11 protein-coding genes are annotated in these 16,133 nt (G+C 33.8%); 7 read left to right on the top strand and 4 right to left on the bottom strand.

Annotated features, from left to right (window positions below):
• Window positions 1-2: 2 nt before the first annotated feature.
• The 4 genes from BLT84_RS10600 to BLT84_RS10585 all read left to right on the top strand — a co-directional run bounded on the left by BLT84_RS10600 (window position 3) and on the right by BLT84_RS10585 (window position 7,271).
• On the top strand, window positions 3-839 hold the full coding sequence (locus BLT84_RS10600) for an ABC transporter permease (RefSeq protein WP_091265447.1): 837 nt from the start codon (window positions 3-5) through the stop codon (window positions 837-839).
• Window positions 840-1,103: 264 nt separating this feature from the next.
• Complete coding sequence (locus BLT84_RS10595; RefSeq protein WP_091265444.1) at window positions 1,104-3,851, top strand: T9SS type B sorting domain-containing protein; 2,748 nt, start codon at window positions 1,104-1,106, stop codon at window positions 3,849-3,851.
• Window positions 3,852-3,915: 64 nt separating this feature from the next.
• Complete coding sequence (uvrB, locus tag BLT84_RS10590; RefSeq protein WP_091265442.1) at window positions 3,916-5,916, top strand: excinuclease ABC subunit UvrB; 2,001 nt, start codon at window positions 3,916-3,918, stop codon at window positions 5,914-5,916.
• 140 nt (window positions 5,917-6,056) lie between these two features.
• Complete coding sequence (locus BLT84_RS10585) at window positions 6,057-7,271, top strand: hypothetical protein (RefSeq protein ID WP_034891420.1); 1,215 nt, start codon at window positions 6,057-6,059, stop codon at window positions 7,269-7,271.
• Window positions 7,272-7,324: 53 nt separating this feature from the next.
• On the opposite strand, the gene BLT84_RS10580 is transcribed toward BLT84_RS10585, so the two are convergent.
• Window positions 7,325-7,768, bottom strand: a complete 444-nt coding sequence (locus tag BLT84_RS10580; protein ID WP_091265439.1) for an Hsp20/alpha crystallin family protein — start codon at window positions 7,766-7,768, stop codon at window positions 7,325-7,327.
• 196 nt (window positions 7,769-7,964) lie between these two features.
• Here BLT84_RS10580 and BLT84_RS10575 point away from each other — a divergent pair, with 196 nt between their 5' ends.
• The 3 genes from BLT84_RS10575 to BLT84_RS10565 all read left to right on the top strand — a co-directional run bounded on the left by BLT84_RS10575 (window position 7,965) and on the right by BLT84_RS10565 (window position 10,789).
• Window positions 7,965-9,251 (top strand): DUF2254 domain-containing protein, encoded by a 1,287-nt coding sequence (locus BLT84_RS10575; RefSeq protein ID WP_034891408.1) that lies wholly within the window; start codon window positions 7,965-7,967, stop codon window positions 9,249-9,251.
• A 32-nt stretch (window positions 9,252-9,283) separates the two neighbouring features.
• The gene (locus BLT84_RS10570) at window positions 9,284-10,102 is read left to right on the top strand and encodes an alpha/beta hydrolase (RefSeq protein WP_091265436.1); all 819 of its coding nucleotides are present in this window, start codon (window positions 9,284-9,286) and stop codon (window positions 10,100-10,102) included.
• A gap of 318 nt (window positions 10,103-10,420) precedes the next feature.
• A complete protein-coding gene (locus tag BLT84_RS10565) occupies window positions 10,421-10,789 on the top strand; it encodes a winged helix-turn-helix transcriptional regulator (protein ID WP_091265433.1) in 369 nt (122 codons plus the stop codon).
• 79 nt (window positions 10,790-10,868) lie between these two features.
• Here the strand turns inward: BLT84_RS10565 and BLT84_RS10560 are convergent, their stop codons facing one another.
• The 3 genes from BLT84_RS10560 to tilS are packed head-to-tail and all read right to left on the bottom strand — an operon-like array spanning window position 10,869 to window position 16,105.
• Window positions 10,869-12,725 carry a CocE/NonD family hydrolase gene (locus BLT84_RS10560; protein ID WP_091265430.1) on the bottom strand — a complete coding sequence of 619 codons (1,857 nt, stop codon included), beginning with the start codon at window positions 12,723-12,725 and terminating at the stop codon, window positions 10,869-10,871.
• 57 nt (window positions 12,726-12,782) lie between these two features.
• On the bottom strand, window positions 12,783-14,795 hold the full coding sequence (locus BLT84_RS10555) for a protein-disulfide reductase DsbD family protein (RefSeq protein WP_091265426.1): 2,013 nt from the start codon (window positions 14,793-14,795) through the stop codon (window positions 12,783-12,785).
• Window positions 14,792-16,105: a tRNA lysidine(34) synthetase TilS gene (gene tilS, locus BLT84_RS10550; RefSeq protein WP_091265422.1), complete on the bottom strand. Its 1,314-nt coding sequence runs from the start codon at window positions 16,103-16,105 to the stop codon at window positions 14,792-14,794. Before tilS ends, BLT84_RS10555 begins: the two co-directional genes overlap by 4 nt.
• Between the last annotated feature and the right edge of the window lie 28 nt (window positions 16,106-16,133).

Here is a 16,133-nt window from a genome sequence, read left to right as displayed (position 1 = left end):
ACATGTTACGACTTTTAAATATAGAACTCCACAAACTAAAATATAGTCGGTCTGCTAAGATCCTCACTACCACATATTTTATCCTAATTACCTTTATAGCTCTTATCGCTTCCATAGAATTCAATTTAGGAAATGTCCATTTTAGACTGGCAGATCAGGGAATATTTAATTTCCCATTTATATGGCACTTTAATAGTTATATCGCAGCCCTATTAAAATTGTTTCTGGCCATTGTAATTGTTTCTATGATGTCTAATGAATATAGCAATAGAACTTTAAAACAGAACTTAATTGATGGTCTTAGTAAAAAGGAATTTGTTCTATCTAAATTTATAACTGTAGTACTTTTTTCACTCGTCTCTACCCTATTTCTGTTTATCGTATCCTTAATTCTAGGATATTCATTTTCAGATTATACAGAGCTTTCAATAGTATTCTCAGATCTTGAATACTTATTGGGCTATTTTGTAAAACTGGTAGGCTTTTTCTCATTTTGTATGTTCTTGGGAATACTTATAAAAAGATCTGCATTCGCTTTAGGATTTTTATTTATATGGTGGATCGCAGAGAGCATAGCATATGGGGTTTTAAAATGGAAAATTTTTAGAGATTCTGATGTGGCAGATTCCATTGCTCAATTCTTCCCCTTAGAATCAATGAGTAATCTTGTTGTAGAACCAATATCCAGATTAAATGTTATAAAAACTGCAGCCTCTCAAATAGGCTCTGAACTTGATAAGGATTATGGGGTACATTGGTATCAAATTCTAATTGTAATTGCATGGACAGGACTTTTTGTATTCATGTCTTATAAACTATTGAAAAAAAGAGATCTATAATTAATACTATAGATAGAATTAGATGGATTTTTAAGGCTTAGTGCTACCTGAAGATATTTCTGAATTTGCTTAAAAAGCAAAGAATGGTAGATCTTAATTTGATCTAATGAGCATATAACTTATATAAATTTTAAAATCAAGGTCCTCTTTAATACTTCTTCCTTTTTTAGAACTATTTGCTTCAATCCATTAATTTTTGAACATTCATCTTTACTTTAAGAAAAAATTTAAAGTTCATAGCTATTTTTCATAGCTTTAACCATTATGAAAAGCATTTTATTAACGCTATTTATTTTCAGCATACCAATGCTTTGCTTTTCTCAAAAAGAGACAGCATATTGGCATTTTGGACAATCTGCCGGACTTCATTTTACCGACAGTGGTGTTGAATCTATATCTAATAGTAGTTTGCAAACTTCAGAAGGATCTGCATCTATCTCAGACAGCTATGGAAATTTATTATTTTATACTGATGGTACCCGGGTTTTTGATAGAACCAATGAAATTATGCAGAATGGTTCTTCGTTAAAAGGAAATGCCTCTAGCACCCAATCTGCCATCATAGTGCCAAGACCAGGAAATCCTGGCAGATATTATATTTTTACCGTAGATAAACCCGATATTAGTGAAGTACCTAACGATCCTATTGAAGGCATACATTATTCTGAAATAGACATGTCGATGAACAATGGTAAAGGCGCAATAATTTCAGATAAAAAGAATATACATCTTATTACGTATGATGCTTCAAAACCAATAGAAAACGAATACAAAAGTTCAGAAAAAATATCTGCCGTGATAGCTGGGGATTGTATCTCATACTGGGTGGTAACACAATTCACAAATAAATTTTACGCGTTTAGAGTTAGCTCGGCAGGGGTAGAAAGTTCTCCAGTAATTTCTACAGTTTATAATAATGTAAATCCCTTAATTGATGAAGATAGCAAGGGTAATGTAACTGCACCAGGATATTTAAAAATATCTCCCGATGGTAAAAAGCTGGCAGTAGCTTATTCGTCCACCTCTTTAGGAAGTCCGAGAACCGGTGGAGGAAAAAAAACCGGAAAAGTATTTTTGTATAATTTTGATGATATAAGTGGAACTGTATCTAATGAGCTCCTTATCTTGGCAAACTCCTTTCCTTACGGCATTGAATTTTCCTCGGAATCTAAGAAACTATATGTTACTGCCAACAATTATGATAACCGGGATGTATTTCAGAACAGCGCCTTAATTCAATTTGATCTCACAAGAACAGACATAGCCAATTCTCAATACTCTATTAATACTTCTAATAATGTAGCCGGAGCACTTCAGCTTGCGTTAAATGGAAAGATCTATAGAGCAGGATATCCTGTTTTTATAGAAGACCATCAATCACTATCTGTTATTAATAATCCTGAAGCAACCGGTGCTAATGTTAGTTACGCTCATAACAGTATTAAGATCAAAAGTGGATATTTAAGATTAGGGCTACCTCCTTTTGTTCAATCTCTTTTCAATAGCAATTTTGATGTTGAAAATCTTTGTTTAGGCGCTAAAACTAAATTCACACTATCCAATACTAGCAGCTATGATAGTCTTCTATGGGAATTTGGAGACGGTTCTACTTCTACAGAAGTTTCTCCAACCCATACTTTTACAGCCCCGGGTAGCTACACGGTATCAATAACAAAAATCGTTAATGGAATACCGCTAGACCCCGCTTGCGAGGAAGTGATTATAGTAGAACTTCCAAAAGTTTCTGATTACAAGCTCAATCAATGTGATGTGGGAGATTCAGATCCTACAGATGGTATTACCACTTTCAACCTTCAGGAAATAAGAAATACTGAAGCTTCAAATACACAAATGCAGTACTATTTCTATAAGACTGATGCAGAGGCGATGAATGATATTAACAATGAAAAATCTTTAGATCCTATATTTACAAATACTATTAGAAATCAAGAATTAACGGTAAAAACTATAGCATTCAATACAGACTGTTATAGTTTATCTAAAGTAATTCTTGAAACAACTTCAACTATAGAAATAAAACCAGATCCCGTTTTTGGATGTTCCATAACCTCCGGTTCTGGGCAGTTCAATTTTGACACTATTCAAGCTTCAATACTCTTAGATCTAAATTTAGGAAATGATGTAACCATGGACTTTTTTCAGAGTAAAGATGATGCTATTTACGGCATCAATCCATTACCTAGAATCTATGAGGGCAGGCCTTCTACCGTATTTATAAAGTTGAAAAAATCTGGCGATTGCTTCGGTTTTGGATCTCTAGAGCTTGATTTAATTGCATTTCCCTCCATTAAAAATGAGCAACTTATACAAGCTTGCACAGATAACTTTCCACTTACAATAGGAATGGATGATATTCCAAACCCTAACAATTACAACTACAGATGGAATACTGGTGCTACAACTAGAGAACTTGAAATAAATTCTGGAGGATTATACACCCTAGAAATTACAGATCCTTTGGTAGGATGTGGGAGAACAGTACAATTTACTGTGAATGCTTTAGAGGCACCCGCAATTTCGAATATTGTTGTAAAAAATAATGGAGCTGATAATGATATCACTATCGAAACCACTTCCACAGATGAAAATGCGCTTTCATACTCATTGGATAACGAATATGGACCTTATCAAAATAGTCCAGTTTTTAATAACGTATTAGGAGGAACCCATACTGTATTCGTAAAAGATGAAAATTCTTGCGGGGTAGCTCAATTAGAGGTAGAATTGTTTGGATTCCCTTCGCTTTTTACGCCAAATAATGATGGATATAATGACTATTGGATACCCTTTAATACTGATACTGCTGATAATACTCTTACTCAAATTGAGATCTATGACAGGTATGGAAAACTATTGAAACAACTTAGTCCTAAGGGTAAAGGTTGGGACGGCACTTTTAATGGCTATGCAATGCCAGAAGACGATTATTGGTTTCATGCTAAGATGAAGAACGGAGAAGAATTTACAGGTCATTTTAGCCTTATAAGGTAGGATTGGCGCAATTGCGTTAGGTACAATTATTGCTTATTTTCGTGAAGCTAAGAAAAAGAGATTCATGAAATTCAATTTACAATCTGATTATAAACCTACCGGAGATCAACCACAGGCTATAAAGCAACTGGTTGCCGGAATTAACAAAAATGAACAATATCAAACCTTACTAGGAGTTACAGGGTCTGGAAAGACCTTTTCTGTAGCAAATGTAATTCAAGATGTACAGAAACCTACGTTGGTATTGGCACATAATAAGACGTTGGCAGCACAGCTCTACGCAGAATTTAAACAATTCTTTCCTGATAATGCTGTAGAGTATTTTGTGAGTTATTATGATTACTATCAACCGGAAGCTTTTATTCCCAGTTCCGGAACTTATATAGAAAAAGATCTATCTATTAATGAAGAGATAGAAAAACTAAGGTTAAGCACCACTTCCTCACTATTAAGCGGAAGAAGAGATGTGATTGTAGTAGCTTCTGTTTCCTGTTTATATGGTATTGGGAACCCTGTAGAATTTAAAAAGAATGTGATCTCTATTGAAAAAGATCAACACATCTCTAGAACGAAGTTACTACACAGCTTGGTTCAAAGTTTATATTCGAGAACTGAAGCAGATTTTAACCATGGGAATTTTAGGATTAAGGGAGATACCGTAGATATATTTCCAAGTTATGCCGACAATGCCTTTAGAGTACATTTCTTTGGAGATGATATTGAAGAGATTGAAGCATTTGACCCTCAAACTAATGAGATCGTAGAAAAATATGAGCGTTTAAACATATATCCTGCAAATATGTTTGTAACATCACCCGATGTTTTGCAAGGCGCTATTCGTGAAATTCAGGATGACCTTGTAAAACAAATGGCATATTTTCAAGAAATAGGAAAGCATTTGGAAGCCAAGAGGTTAGAAGAAAGAACAAATTTTGATCTAGAAATGATTCGGGAGCTCGGATATTGCTCTGGAATAGAGAACTACTCACGTTACTTAGATGGAAGGTTGCCAGGAACCAGACCTTTCTGTTTGTTAGATTATTTTCCGAATGATTATTTAATGGTTGTAGATGAAAGTCACGTTACCATACCACAGGTTCATGCCATGTATGGTGGCGATAGGTCTAGGAAAGAAAACTTAGTAGATTATGGGTTTAGACTTCCTGCTGCTATGGACAACAGACCATTGAAATTTGAGGAATTCGAAGCTCTGCAAAATCAGGTGATCTATGTAAGTGCAACTCCTGCAGATTATGAGCTTCAGAAAACAGAAGGTATCTACGTAGAACAATTAATTAGACCTACAGGACTTCTTGATCCAATTATAGAAATTCGTCCTAGTCTCAATCAAATAGATGATCTTATTGAAGAAATTCATGTGAGAGCAGAAAAAGATCAGCGGGTTCTAGTTACTACGCTTACAAAAAGAATGGCAGAGGAATTAGATAAATACCTCGCAAGAATCAATATTAGATGTAGATACATACACTCTGATGTAGACACCTTGGAACGTGTAGAAATTATGAATGATCTTAGAAGAGGTATCTTTGATGTCTTAATTGGGGTAAACCTTTTAAGAGAAGGTCTGGATCTACCTGAAGTTTCTCTGGTTGCTATCTTAGATGCAGATAAGGAAGGTTTTTTAAGAAGTAATAGATCGCTTACACAAACTATAGGTAGAGCTGCAAGACACTTAGAAGGTAGAGCTATCATGTATGCAGATAAGATTACAGAAAGTATGCAATTAACGATCGATCAGACAGAATACAGAAGAGAGAAACAGATTGCCTATAATACTAAGAATAAGATTCAACCTCAGGCTTTAGTTAAAGCCTTTAATAGCACATTGGTTAAGAAGAAAGAAGAAGCCTATAAAATTGAATCTGCTCCTACTTTAAAAGCCGCAGAAAAAGAGACTGCATATTTCAGTAAACCTCAATTAGAGCAACGAGTGAGAAATAAAAGAAAAGAAATGGAAGCTGCAGCTAAAGATCTTGATTTTATGACGGCTGCTCGATTAAGAGATGAGATAAAGATGTTACAAGAAAAATCTAAAGCTTTATAATATTTACTTATTTGTCATTTAAAAATTGATTTACGTTAATATTTAATTCAACTAACTGAATTTCAATGATATAATTTTATATATTTAATATTCCCTTTTACATTTAAGCTAATTTCAATGACTGTCTAAAACAGGCTATCATGAAAAATCTATTTATCTTTATATCCATCCTGAGTATGAATTTTTTTTATGCTCAGGTAGGAATTAGCACCTCCAATCCACAAGCTCAATTAGATATAGTTGCAGGTTCTCCCGAAAATCCTTCTACCATAGATGGAATTTTAATTCCCAGAATTGAAAAATTTCCACTAACCAATCCAAGTGCTGCTCAACATGGAATGATGGTTTTCTTAAAGACTGCCACGACACTTGCAACATCAGGGTTTTATTTTTGGAATAATACGTCATCAAAATGGGAGCCTATAAGCGGGATTTCCGGCAGCAACTTTTATAAACCTGGTTCTACTGTAAGTCCGAATAACATCAACGATGCTATTTTTAGGAAAGGCAACATGGGCATAGGAACCGAAGATATTACCGCTAAACTTCAGGTTGCTTTAAATTCTACATTAGATACCTCTATTAAAAAAGCATTAGAAGTAGACAATAACAATCCAGCAACAGATAATCTTACTACCTACGGAATTATTAGTGATAATAGAAGTGCTACTAATGGCAATAAATATGGAATCAAAAATAATGTAGGCGGAATAGGTAATGGAATTCACTACGGCATTTTTAATGAATCATATCAAAATAGCGGTACCAATGATATTTACGGTATTTTTAATCGTGTAGGAAGGACATTTGGTGCCAATAGCAATAATTATGGGTTATATAGTGAGGTTGGAAGTATACAAGGGCAAGGAAATATCTACGGAATTTATTCTGTAGCGTATGGAAATAGCAGCGCAAAAGTCTTTGCCGGTTATTTTGCAGGGAGGGTAGGAATTGGAAATTCAGTTTTAGATGAATATATATTACCGGCTACCAGAGGGAGTTCAGATCAAATTCTAAAATTAGATACCTCCGGAAATTTAAATTGGAATTATCCAAATACTCAAAATTATTCTACCACGGGTGGAGCAACAGGAGATTTTATAATTACAGATGAGATTTATACCTTACGTATTAATAATACCATCTCTACTATAACCTTACCTCAGGCAAATTTGAATAAAGGCAGAATTCTAATATTGATTGGTTGGGATGGTACCGCTACTAAGAATTTTAATTTCTTGAATAATGACGATCTGTACGACGTTGTTAAAAATCAAAAAATAACATCTATCGCTGGAAACCAGATATTCAGAATTCAAAGTGCTGGGAATAGATGGTTGTTCTTAGGAAATTAAAAAAAGCGCCGATAAATCGACGCTTTCTCAATTTTACTATTTATTTATGCTTCTTAAGCAATCTCAATCAACCTTTTTGGTTGCACCTTAGCTTCTTCTTTCTTCGGTAAATTGATCTCTAGTACTCCATTAGTATAACCCGCAGAAATCTTTCCACTATCCACAGATTCAGGTAAACTAAAAGCTCTTTTAAAAGTTTTATAGCTAAATTCTTTTCGAGTATATTTTTTAGCCATTTTTTCTTCTTTATGCTCTTCCTTACTCATAGAAGAGATCGTTAAAATATCATTATCTAATTCTATTTTAAAATCTCCTCTATCTTTTCCGGGAGCAGCAACCTCAACTAAAAAGGTCTCATCATTCTCTAAAATATTTACAGCAGGAATACTCGTTCCAATGCTATTTACATTGGTTGTTCCACCTAACCAATCTGCTTTGAACATATCATCTATTGCAGAAGGCAACCAATTTGCGTCTTTTGTTTTTATAATGCTCATGATCTTTAAATTTAAAATTATTATAATTCATAGATTATTAACAAAATAAAAACCAAAACAATTTTAGCGCCATTAAGACAGTTAAGAGAGTGCTAAAGCTGCCATTTTGACACTTACACTAATCTTTTGTTATAATAAAGCATTGAATAAGTTCAAATAAACATAATTGATTAATTTTAAAACTCAAACAATTTTCATGAAGCAATTATACTATCGTTCACTTTCCTTTTTTAATGTAATGGAAAGCAAAATAGCATTCTACCCTACTGCTCTAGCCATATTTGGTGTATTATTCGCTTTTATAATGATTTATTTAGAGAACTTAGGTATCTCTAAATATTTAATGGACAAAGCGCCATTTTTGGTAGTTAATAATGGTGATACGGCACTTACAATTCTGAGTTCACTTATCTCTGGATTAATATCCGTAATTGTATTTAGCTTCTCAATGGTAATGCTTTTGTTAAGCCAAGCCTCAAGTAACTACTCCCCAAGATTACTGCCTGGACTTATTTCCAATAAAAACCATCAAATTATTTTAGGAGCTTACCTCTCCACCATCTTGTATAATATCTTTATACTTTTTACAATACAACCCGATGGAGATAAATATCAAATTCCTGGGTTTTCTGTTTTAATTGGTATTTTTGGTACAGTGGTTTGTATCTATGCCTTTATCTTCTTCATACATAATATTTCCCAAGCCATACAAATAAGTAACATTTTAGAAAAGATATATAATCAATCTAAAAATAGATTAGAGACCTTACTGGATAACGAGGAGAAATATGATGATGATTTTCCGGAATCTGACGACTGGTATGAATATCATTCTAACAAAAGTGGATATTTTCAAAATATTTCCGATACTAACCTTATAGATATTTGTATTGATACTGAAACCAAAATTCATATTCTTCCGGTTAAAGGTATTTTTATATTAAATGACAGACCTATCATAAGATCTGAAAAAGAACTTGATGATGACACGTTGAAACAAATATTGGCCAATTTCAATTTTGCTAGAGAAGAATTGGTGGAGGACAACTATATATTAGGATTTAAACAGCTTACGGAGATCATCGTTAAGGCAATGTCTCCAGGAATTAATGACCCAGGTACAGCTCTTAATGCTATAGATTACCTAACCGAACTTTTTGCATTGCGTATGCATAAAAAAGACGTTAATGTAATTAGAAGAGATAAACACCCTTATCTAAGGATTAACACTATAGATTTTGAAGATCTTATATATCAGGTAATGGCATCAATACGAACCTATTGCAAGCACGATATTACTTTAACGCACAAATTATTGATAATGTTTCGCCACCTAATAGATCAAAAACCCTTCAATGAAAAATATAGAGAAGTGGTTTTTAACGAAGCAAAAAGCTTTTTAGATGATGCACAGGAAGGCATTACAAACAAAGATGATATTGAGAAAGTGATGAATCTTGCTAATCATTATAAACTTATATAAATTTAACAAGTCCTATAATCATAACGCAAAGCATGAATTCAAATATTCTCAGGATATTGCTTATACTCTCACTTGGTTTAGTGAGTTTTCCCGGTAAAGCACAACATACAGCTACACAGAATGTATCAACTTTTTTATTAGAAGCACCTCAGTTAGATACTATAAAGAAAATATGGGTTTATCTGCCTTTATCTTACAAAGTGAATAATGAAAGTTATCCTGTACTTTATCTACAAGATGCGCAAAATCTATTTGATAAATCAACTTCATATTCAGGAGAATGGAGAGTTGATGAGATTTTGGACAGTTTAAAATTAGATCTTATTGTGATTGGAATAGAACATGGTAATGAAAAAAGAATAGATGAATTAACCCCTTTTCCTCATCACAAATATCATGGAGGTAATGCCAATTCTTATTTGAACTTTCTGACTCAAACTTTAAAGCCTAAAATTGACTCTACCTATAGAACCAAAATTGATTCTAAAAACACATTTGTAGGTGGAAGCTCCCTTGGCGGGCTATTTTCATATTATGCACTCCTAAAACAACCAGACATCTTTAGCAAGGCATTGGTTTTCTCTCCAAGTTTTTGGTTTTCTGATGAGATAAAACCTTTTACAGACAATACAGAATTATCTAAGTTAAAGCAAATAGCTATCTATTTTAGGGCGGGGGAAGCAGAAGATGAAACGATGGTACCCTTGATGAAGGAGATAAAGGAGAGACTCATTAATAAGGGGTTAACACAAGATCAATTAAATACTCGATCCATACCTAATGGCCAACATAATGAAATGGCATGGTCTAGACTATTTCCTGATGCAGCACTTTGGCTTATTAAGCACTAGAATTACGGTGTCTAACATATTATGAATATCTAATAATAGTAGAGAATGACTCTTTTATGCAGAAGCTATTAACATTGTATAAAAGAATTTTATTTATAAATCTTCAAGTTTAAACGAAATTCGTTTTTGAAATTAGTACAATATTTATCCCTACTTTCCTTAAAAACTATTTACTGCTTCAATTTGAATTATCGCCTCTAATATGTATTCTTTTAGAATAATGCGTTCCAACCTTAATACATCCTAGATACTATAATTCTTATAGTTGCAAAGGTTTTGATGGTGTTTTATCTTTGTTGTAACGACAGTACAATTTTTATGGAAAAGGCAGAATCTAAAAAGCTAATATTTAGAGGTAATGAATACCCTTGTTGCGCAAGTTTAACCATGGGAGTTATTGGCGGTAAGTGGAAGACGGTTATCTTATATCATTTAATGAATAAAACGCTTCGCTATAACGAGTTGAGAAAAGAAATGCCTACAGTTACTGAAAGAACCTTAAGCCTACAGCTAAAAGCTTTAGAAGAAGATGGTCTGATAAAAAGAAAAGAGTATACAACTAAACCACCTCTAAAAGTGGAATATTCATTAACCGAATTTGGTAAAACACTCATACCATTAATAAGATCTATAGCGGAGTGGGGTGATTACGTAGTTCAAAAATTTTCTGATCAGAGTTGTAAATAACATGTTTCAAATTTTCCTTAAAAACAAAAAACCCATCTTTAACTGAATAAAGATGGGTTTTTAAGTTAATACTAAAAGATTATTTTTCGTTTAATACAGAAACTTTAATAAATGAGTCTCCGTAAACTGTATGAGTTTGCTTCTTAAAATCTTCAGCTTTCGCTTTAAAAATATTAGGAACATACGTTTGAGGATTCAAATCTATAAGTGGGAACCACGTACTTTGAACCTGAATTTGTAATTTATGCCCTTTCTTAAAAGTGTGATTTACATCTTGCAGCTCAAAAGAAACATCAGTTTTCTTATTCGCTTCAAATGGTTCAGGCTTCTCGAAAGAATTACGGAATCTCCCTCTAATAACATCACTTCTTACCATCATATGATAATTACCCATCTTCAAATACTCCTGAGTTTCTTCATAATCTGGAGCATCGGCAGGATACACATCTATCACTTTTACTACCCAATCTGCAGCTGTACCAGTGGTAGCAACTTTTAAAGCTGCTTCAATTGGCCCTACTAGGGTTAGATCTTCCTGTAATACCTCAGTTTCAAAAACTAAAACATCTGGTCTTCTGGCTGCAAACCTTTGATCATCTGTCATATATTTTCTAGGCGTGAAAACCATTTTAATATCTTCAGAATAAGGAACCGGTTTTTTAGGGTCACTCACAAAAGTAACCTCAGCATCTGTAGCTTTATCTTCTAACTTTTGATCTGCTCCCAAGAAATATTTTTTAGTCTTAGCTTCTTTTGGAGGCCATGCTGCATATTCATCCCATTCTCTATTTCCAGTATCGTACATATAAGCTTCCGGTAAACCAGAATCTTTAGATCCACTTCCTTTTAAAAAATGATTAAAAAATTTAGTTTCAATATTCTTTTGATAATCTTCTGATATATTATCTCCAAAATAGACGTTACCTATTGCCTGACGCGGAGATTTTCTGGCCCAATCTCCATGGCTCCATGGTCCATATACAAGGGTATTATAATTATCTCCGCTCTTCTCTATACTCTGATATTCGTGAAAAGGTCCATAAAGATCTTCTGCGTCAAATAAACCACCAACGGTCATTACCGCAGGCTTTACATTTTTAAGATGTTGCAGTATCCCTCTAGACTTCCAAAACTCATCATAATTAGGGTGATCTTTAAGCTGTTGCCAAAAGACATTATCTTCTTTATAATATTTATCTAAATTAGACAACGGGCCATTATCTAAAAAGAACTGGTATTGATCTTCACTATTTAGTTCTGGCATCTTATACCAGGCAGTATCAGAAGGAGTAGATTTTTCGTATCCAAATATAGACGTAGCTCTCCAGTAACTCAACAAATAGGCTCCGTTATGATGAAAATCGTCGAAAAAGAAATCACTTATTCCAGCTTGTGGGGATACAGCCTTTAGTGCTGGATGCGCATCTAATAAAGAATATACTGCATAAAATCCTGGATACGATATTCCCCAAGTTCCAACTTTTCCATTATTATTCTTAATATTCTTGATAAGCCAATCTATACTATCATAAGTGTCACTTGCCTCATCAAATTGTTTCCCTTTTTTATTAGGAATGTAAGCACGCATATTATCGTAAACTCCTTCACTCATCCATCTACCTCTTACATCTTGGTAAACAATAATATTACCTTCTTTCATAAGGTATTCATTAGGTCCTATTTTAGAACGTAATTGACCTTCTCCATAAGGGCGAGAACTGTAAGGTGTTCTCTGCATAATTATTGGATACTTCTTAGAAGTGTCTTTTGGTGAATAAATTGTGGTATGAAGTTTCGTGCCATCTCTCATGGCGATATCTACTTCCTGTTTCGTGTAATTTTCGGCTACTTGGTATTCTTCACTATCCTGAGAAAATCCAGAAAATGTGAATAAGAAAGCAAGTAATAACAAGCCGGGGAATTTAATTAATTTCATATTTAAGAATTTTTAGTTCCTAAAGATAGAAATAACCCCGTTAACCCTAAAGGGATTTTATTCTTTTACCGTTTGTCTAAAGTTTGCTACACCAGATTTTAGCCATTTAAGATATTTCTTGATATTGGGAGTATATCCTACAGGCTCTGATAGTAGATTCATTTCTGTATCTAATAATACATAGAAAGGCTGTGAATTATTTTTGAAATTGACTGTTTGAAAAGTCGCCCATTTATCTCCTATAGTTTTTATCTTTTTTATAGATCCATTTTCCCTTACGTAGTTGAATTGTTCTTGAGTAGGTAACTCTTTTCTATCATCCACATATAAAGAAATCAGTATATATTGATTTTTGATGGTTTCATATACTTCTGGATCACTCCACACCTGCTCCTCCATCTTTCTACAATTTACGCACGCCCATCCTGTAAAATCTATCATAATAGGTTTATTCTGTTCTTTCGCAGCTTCTAAACCTTTATCCCAATCTTTATAGGCTTCTAATCCTAAAGGTCCTTCAGTTTCTTTATCATATACGCTATAGAACAAAGGTGGCGGGAAACCACTTATATATTCAAGATTTGCGAACGGCGTATTTGTTAACCCAGGAAATAAGTATAAAACAAAAAGGAACGTTAAGGCACCCAGACCAAACCTACCCTTACTCAACTTCTTTTTTGGACCATCATGTGGAAATCTAATAATTCCGAAGAGGTATAACATGAGACCTATACCTACTATGATCCAAATGCCGATGAATATTTCTCTTTTTAGAATTCCCCAGTGTTGTACAAGATCTGCGTTAGATAAGAACTTAAAAGCAAGTCCTAATTCTAAGAAACCTAGAACTACTTTTACGGTATTAAGCCATCCTCCACTTTTTGGTAAAGAATTTAACCAGTTTGGAAATAATGCAAACAAGGCAAATGGTAAAGCCAATGCAAGTCCGAATCCACCCATTCCAAAAGATAATTGTGTTGCTCCACCATCACTGCTTAAAGAACCTCCCAATAAAGAACCTAAAATAGGACCTGTACAAGAAAATGAAACTAAAGCCAAGGTAAGTGCCATAAAAAAGATTCCTACAATACCCCCTACGCTGGAAGCTTTATCGTCCATTTTACTACTCCATGAAGTTGGCAAGGTTATCTCGTAATACCCAAAAAATGATAATGAGAAAACTATAAATATTACAAAAAAGACAATATTCAAAGTAACATTAGTAGAGATATTATTTAAGATCTCTGGTGCTACACTATCTAGCAAATGGAAAGGTAGACTTAATAACAGATAGATTGCAAAAATAAAAAAACCGTAGAGAATCGCATTAGTTAAGCCCTGCTTACGGGTTTTAGCACCTTTAGTGAAAAAAGAGACTGTAAGCGGTATCATAGGAAAAACACAAGGCGTTAGTAAGGCAATAAGACCTCCTAAAAATCCTAATAAGAAAATAGAAAGGTATCCCTTCTTTTCTTTTTGCTGTTCTAGTTGATAATTTTCTCCACCTTTAACTCCTATCTTTAGATTGTTAGACATATTTACATCTATAGAAGTAACATTTACATCTGTGTACCCTTTACTGGCTTCATTCTTTAAGACCGAAATTTGAAAAGGAACTGTCTCTGGCGGCAGGCATTGCGTATCATTACAAGCCATATACTCCACCTCAAATTTGATCACTGCGTCTTCATCCAAAACTTTTATTTCTTGAATGAATTCTGCATTATCTTCAAAATATTTGATCTCCATTTCAAATACCTCATCAAATATAGATGGGACATCTGGTTCGGTCATTTCACCTATTGCCAAATAATCCTTGGGAGCATCTTCAAAGATAAAACTCGTAGCTATTGGCCCTTCATCTCCAATATTTTGAGAATATAGATGCCAACCTTTCTCAATTTTGGCATTAATAATCAATTTATAAATAGAATCGTTCTGTTTTTCAAGCTTTACATCCCAAGATACTGGATCTTCAACTTGATTCTCATCTGCACCAGAGGTAAAAACCTGGGCCTGACTTGAAAATATTGAGGTTACAAACAGGATCAGGATTAAGAAATATTTCATGGGGTATACGTTATTTTTATTATTTTTTGAGAAGCATCTGTCACCGAAAATCTATTATCGGCTCTGTGATTAACCACCCAAACAATTTCGTTATTTGAGCAAAGCAACCAAACATTTTCCTTCTCGGGCAAAGATATTTTTTTGTCTTTAAAGTAGTCACTAAGCTTTTTCTTTCCTTTCATTCCAAATGGAAAAAAATGATCTCCATGTTTCCATTTTCGTAAGATCAACGGAAATTTCAACAGTTCTTTGGGAATAAAAATATGATGTTCATCAACCTCTTTCACTTCAGAAACTTCATGAAAACTAAAAGTTCCTATAGGAAGCATAACTACATCTTCATAGGTTAAGATTTCGTATTCCTTATCCGTTTCTTTATTAGGAATCTCAGTAAGTAATAAATGATCTCTGTCTTTAATCAATCTATAAGATCTCGAAAAGACCATTTTTCCAGATTGAGCTTGCAGTAAGGCGTGTACATCACTCCACTCTGTGAAGCCAAAAGACTTTAGTAATTGATACAGTACCGCTTTATTGTTTGGAATTCTTTTGAGAACCTCTACATTAAGTTGATATCCAATAGAAGTCTTTTCAACAATCTCTTTATATAATAAAGCGATATAATCATCTACCAGATCTACGCTTTCTTTCAAAAATCTTTGAGACTGAGAAAAACTTTCTATAAACTGGGGATTTATCTCTTCCAGAATTGGAACCACCTGATGCCTGATATTATTGCGCATATATTTTGAAGATGCATTACTGCTATCCTCCCTCCAATTCAAATGATTGCTTGTAGCGTAATTTTCGATCTCTTTTCTAGTAAAATTTAAAAGAGGTCTTATAATATAGCCATTGGTGTCTTTAATTCCTGTTAAACCTTCTATTCCTGTACCTCTAACCAGATTTATCAAGAAAGTTTCTACGTTATCATTTGCATGATGAGCACTCAAAATATAATCAAAATTACGAGTGCTACGCAATTCTTCAAACCACGAATAGCGAAGGTCTCTTGCGGCCATCTGAATAGAAAGTTTTGCATCTCTAGCGAAACCCTCTGTATCAAAAGATTGAGTAAAAGCCTCAACTCCTAACTCTTCAGCAAGCTCTTTTACAAAGATTTCATCTTCATTACTCTCATCACCCCTCAAATTAAAATTGCAATGTGCAATAGAAAAATCCAGTTTTGCTAACTTGCAGAGATGTGTCATAACAACACTGTCCACCCCTCCGCTCACGGCCAACAGCAGCTTCCCTTGACATAGAAAAGGAAACTGTAATTTTAAGAGTTGTTTAAATGCTTTTTCCATATTGTAGCAAAGTTACTAAATTGAAATA

The organism is Gillisia sp. Hel1_33_143 (genome assembly GCF_900104765.1).
Taxonomy (GTDB): domain Bacteria; phylum Bacteroidota; class Bacteroidia; order Flavobacteriales; family Flavobacteriaceae; genus Gillisia.
The sequence above is the reverse complement of the archived record's forward strand: the minus strand, read 5'-3'. Positions and strand labels throughout refer to the sequence as shown.